Raw genomic sequence first — 2905 nt, forward strand, 5'->3', positions numbered from 1 at the left:
GCGGCGAGGGCGGCGACGCCGACTTCCACGCCTTCCTCGACGGCATCGGCGTGCTCGTGCAGGGCTCGGCCACCTACGAATGGGTGCTGGGGCACGAGGACCTGCTCGACCACCCCGAGCGCTGGCCCACGTTCTACGGGCCGCGCCCGACCTGGGTGTTCACCTCGCGCACCCTTCCCGACGTACCCGGCGCCGACATCCGGTTCGCATCCGGCCCGGTGTCCGACGCCTGGCCGCAGATCCGTGACGCGGCCGGCGACCTGGACGTCTGGGTGGTGGGAGGTGGAGATCTCGCCGGCCAGTTCGCCGACGCCGGGCTGCTCGACGAGATCCGGGTATCGGTCGCCCCTGCGACGCTGGGCGAGGGCAAGCCGCTGCTTCCCCGCCGGCTGGGACCCGACCGGCTCACGCTCACCGGGGTGCGTCGCGCGGGCCAGTTCGCCGAGCTGACCTACGCCGTGCGGTCCTGAGTCGGGCTGATCTCGGTCCACTCCGCGTACTTCGGCTGGCGGCCGTCTCCGGAGGACGTGCGGGTGAGCCGACGGCGCACCCACGGAGCGACGTGGGCGCGGTAGTAGGCCGCCCCGCTCAGCCCGGGTGGCGGCAGGTCGGGCAGCGACCACCAGTCGTCGGGAACGGCGAGGCCGAGGGCGTCCAGCACGCGGGCGGCAACCCGGTGGTGTCCGCGATGGTTCATGTGCAGCCGGTCCTCCGACCAGTACGGCGGGGTCGACAGTTCCCGGTCGGGCCAGTTGAGCGCCCGGATGATGTCGGGCCGATCGGCGACGCGCTGTACGACGGCCGCAGACAGCAGGTCCCCGCGGCGCTGGATCACGCGGCTGAGGGGAAGCTGACCCGACGGGTTTGCGCCGGAGAGCAGGATGACCTGCACGCCCTCCTCGTCGCAGCGGCGCAGCACCTGTGAGAAGGAATCGACCACGCGCGTGACAGAGGCGCGCGGCCGCAGGATGTCGTTGCCGCCGCCGTTGAACGACAGATGCGTCGGCTTCAGCGCGAGCGCCGGCTCCAGTTGCTCGGCGATGATGGGGTCGATCAGCTTGCCGCGGATGGCCAGGTTGGCGTACTGGATCGGTTGCCCCACGGCATCCGCCCACCCCTGAGCGACGAGGTCGGCCCAGCCACGCGGCCGGCCGTCGGGCAGGTCGTCGCCGACTCCCTCGGTGAATGAATCGCCGATTGCGACGTAGCGTACGGATGCCATCGGCTCAGCCTACGCGGCGCGGCGTCACCGGTCGTCGAGGGCGAGTCCGCGTCTGTCCGCTAGCCCCCACGCGGCCGCGGCGGCGATGACGAAGAAGGCCGCGAACACGACGAACAGCACCGGCGCTCCGCCCAGGCCCAGCAGCAGCGGGACCGTGAGCGGCGCGATGATCGACGCGATGCGGCCGACTCCGGCGGCCCAGCCGGACCCTGTCGCGCGCAGCGACGTGGGATACATCTCGGGTGTGACGGCGTACAGCGCGCCCCATGCGCCCAGGTTGAAGAACGACAGTGCCATGCCGGTGGCGATGATCGCGACCTCACCCGTGGCGGTGCCGAAGAGCACCGCGGAGACGGCCGAGCCCACGAGGAACACCGAAAGCGTCATGCGCCGCCCCCACACCTCGATGAGCCACGCCGCGACGGCGTAGCCGGGAAGCTGGGCGAGGGTGATCAGCAGCGTGAAGCCGAAGGACCGCACGAGGTCGTACCCCTGGGCGACGAGGATGGTCGGGATCCAGATGAAGGCGCCGTAGTACGAGAAGTTGACGCAGAACCACACCGCCCACAGGCTCGCGGTGCGCAGGCGGAACTCCGGTGCCCACAGTCCCGCCAGGCGCTGCCCGGTACCCACGGCCGCCGGAGCCGGGACGGACGAGCCGGCGACGGGGCGGCTCGTCGGGACGGGAGCCGAGTCGGCAGGGACGCCTGCGGCATCCTCGAAGGTCCGCACGATCGCGTCGGCCTCTGCGGTCCTCCCCCGCCGCTCGAGCCAGCGGGGCGATTCGGGCAGACGCCACCGCACGATGAGGGCGTAGACGGCGGGGATCGCGCCGATGAGGAACGCCCAGCGCCAGCCGTCGTCCGACCCGGGGATCACGAGGTAGCCGATGAGGGCGGCGGCGGTCCAGCCGACGGCCCAGAACGCCTCGAGGATCACGATCAACCGACCGCGGATGCGCGCCGGCGCGAACTCGCTGACGTACGTGCTCGCCACCGGCAGCTCGGCGCCGAGGCCGAGGCCGACGAAGAACCGCAGCACGAGCAGCATCGCCAGGCCGCCGACGAGGGCGCTCGCGCCGGTGGCGATGCCGTAGACCAGCAGAGTGAGGGCGAACACCTGCCGGCGCCCGAACCGGTCGGCCAGCAGGCCGCCCAGGCTCGCGCCGATGGCCATGCCCACGAACCCGATCGACGCGATCCACGCCGTCTCGCCGGGCTCCAGCGACCACTGCACCGCCAGCGCCGCGATGATGAACGAGATGAGGCCGACGTCCATCGCATCCAGAGCCCAGCCGATGCCGGATCCGGTGAGCACCCGCAGGTGGGGGCGGGTGAACGGCAGACGGTCCAGGCGCTCCGACGCGGTTGCGGGAGTGGTGGGCGCGTCGGTCATACCGACATCGTACGGAGGCAGCGGGCCAGCGATGCACGTATGACGACGGCGGTGTTCCCGAACCATGCGGCGGGCGTACGGTGGTCGCGTGGCCGAGTACGCCGACCGGGCAGCAGCGGGCGCCGCCCTGGCGCAGAGCCTCGCCGCATGGCGCGGTTCCGACGCGATAGTCGTCGGCATCCCCCGCGGCGGCATCGTGGTCGCTGCGGCCGTCGCCCGGGCGCTCGGCCTGCCGCTGACCGCGGTGGCGGTGCGCAAGCTCGGCATCCCGTCGCAGCCCGAGGTCGC

4 protein-coding genes are annotated in these 2905 nt (G+C 72.4%); 2 read left to right on the forward strand and 2 right to left on the reverse strand.

Annotation, left to right across the window (positions count from 1 at the left end; translation table 11 throughout):
* Window positions 1-470: dihydrofolate reductase family protein (locus NQ160_RS21825; RefSeq protein ID WP_257517149.1), on the forward strand; the 470-nt coding region annotated here is incomplete at its 5' end.
* On the opposite strand, the gene NQ160_RS21830 is transcribed toward NQ160_RS21825, so the two are convergent.
* Both NQ160_RS21830 and NQ160_RS21835 read right to left on the reverse strand, forming a co-directional pair.
* Window positions 452-1222: an SGNH/GDSL hydrolase family protein gene (locus tag NQ160_RS21830; RefSeq protein WP_257517150.1), complete on the reverse strand. Its 771-nt coding sequence runs from the start codon at window positions 1220-1222 to the stop codon at window positions 452-454. The two genes, NQ160_RS21825 and NQ160_RS21830, sit on opposite strands and share 19 nt — an antisense overlap.
* Window positions 1223-1246: 24 nt before the next feature.
* The gene (locus tag NQ160_RS21835) at window positions 1247-2617 is read right to left on the reverse strand and encodes an MFS transporter (protein WP_257517151.1); all 1371 of its coding nucleotides are present in this window, start codon (window positions 2615-2617) and stop codon (window positions 1247-1249) included.
* Between the two features lie 88 nt (window positions 2618-2705).
* Here NQ160_RS21835 and NQ160_RS21840 point away from each other — a divergent pair.
* On the forward strand, window positions 2706-2905 hold a 200-nt coding region (locus NQ160_RS21840; protein WP_257517152.1), incomplete at its 3' end, for a phosphoribosyltransferase family protein.

Source organism: Microbacterium sp. zg.Y909 (assembly GCF_024626565.1).

Bases quoted from the DNA above. Each gene is read 5' to 3' on its own strand.
- NQ160_RS21830 (WP_257517150.1), bottom strand. From the start codon at position 1,222: ATGGCATCCGTACGCTACGTCGCAATCGGCGATTCATTCACCGAGGGA.
- NQ160_RS21835 (WP_257517151.1), bottom strand. From the start codon at position 2,617: ATGACCGACGCGCCCACCACTCCCGCAACCGCGTCGGAGCGCCTGGAC.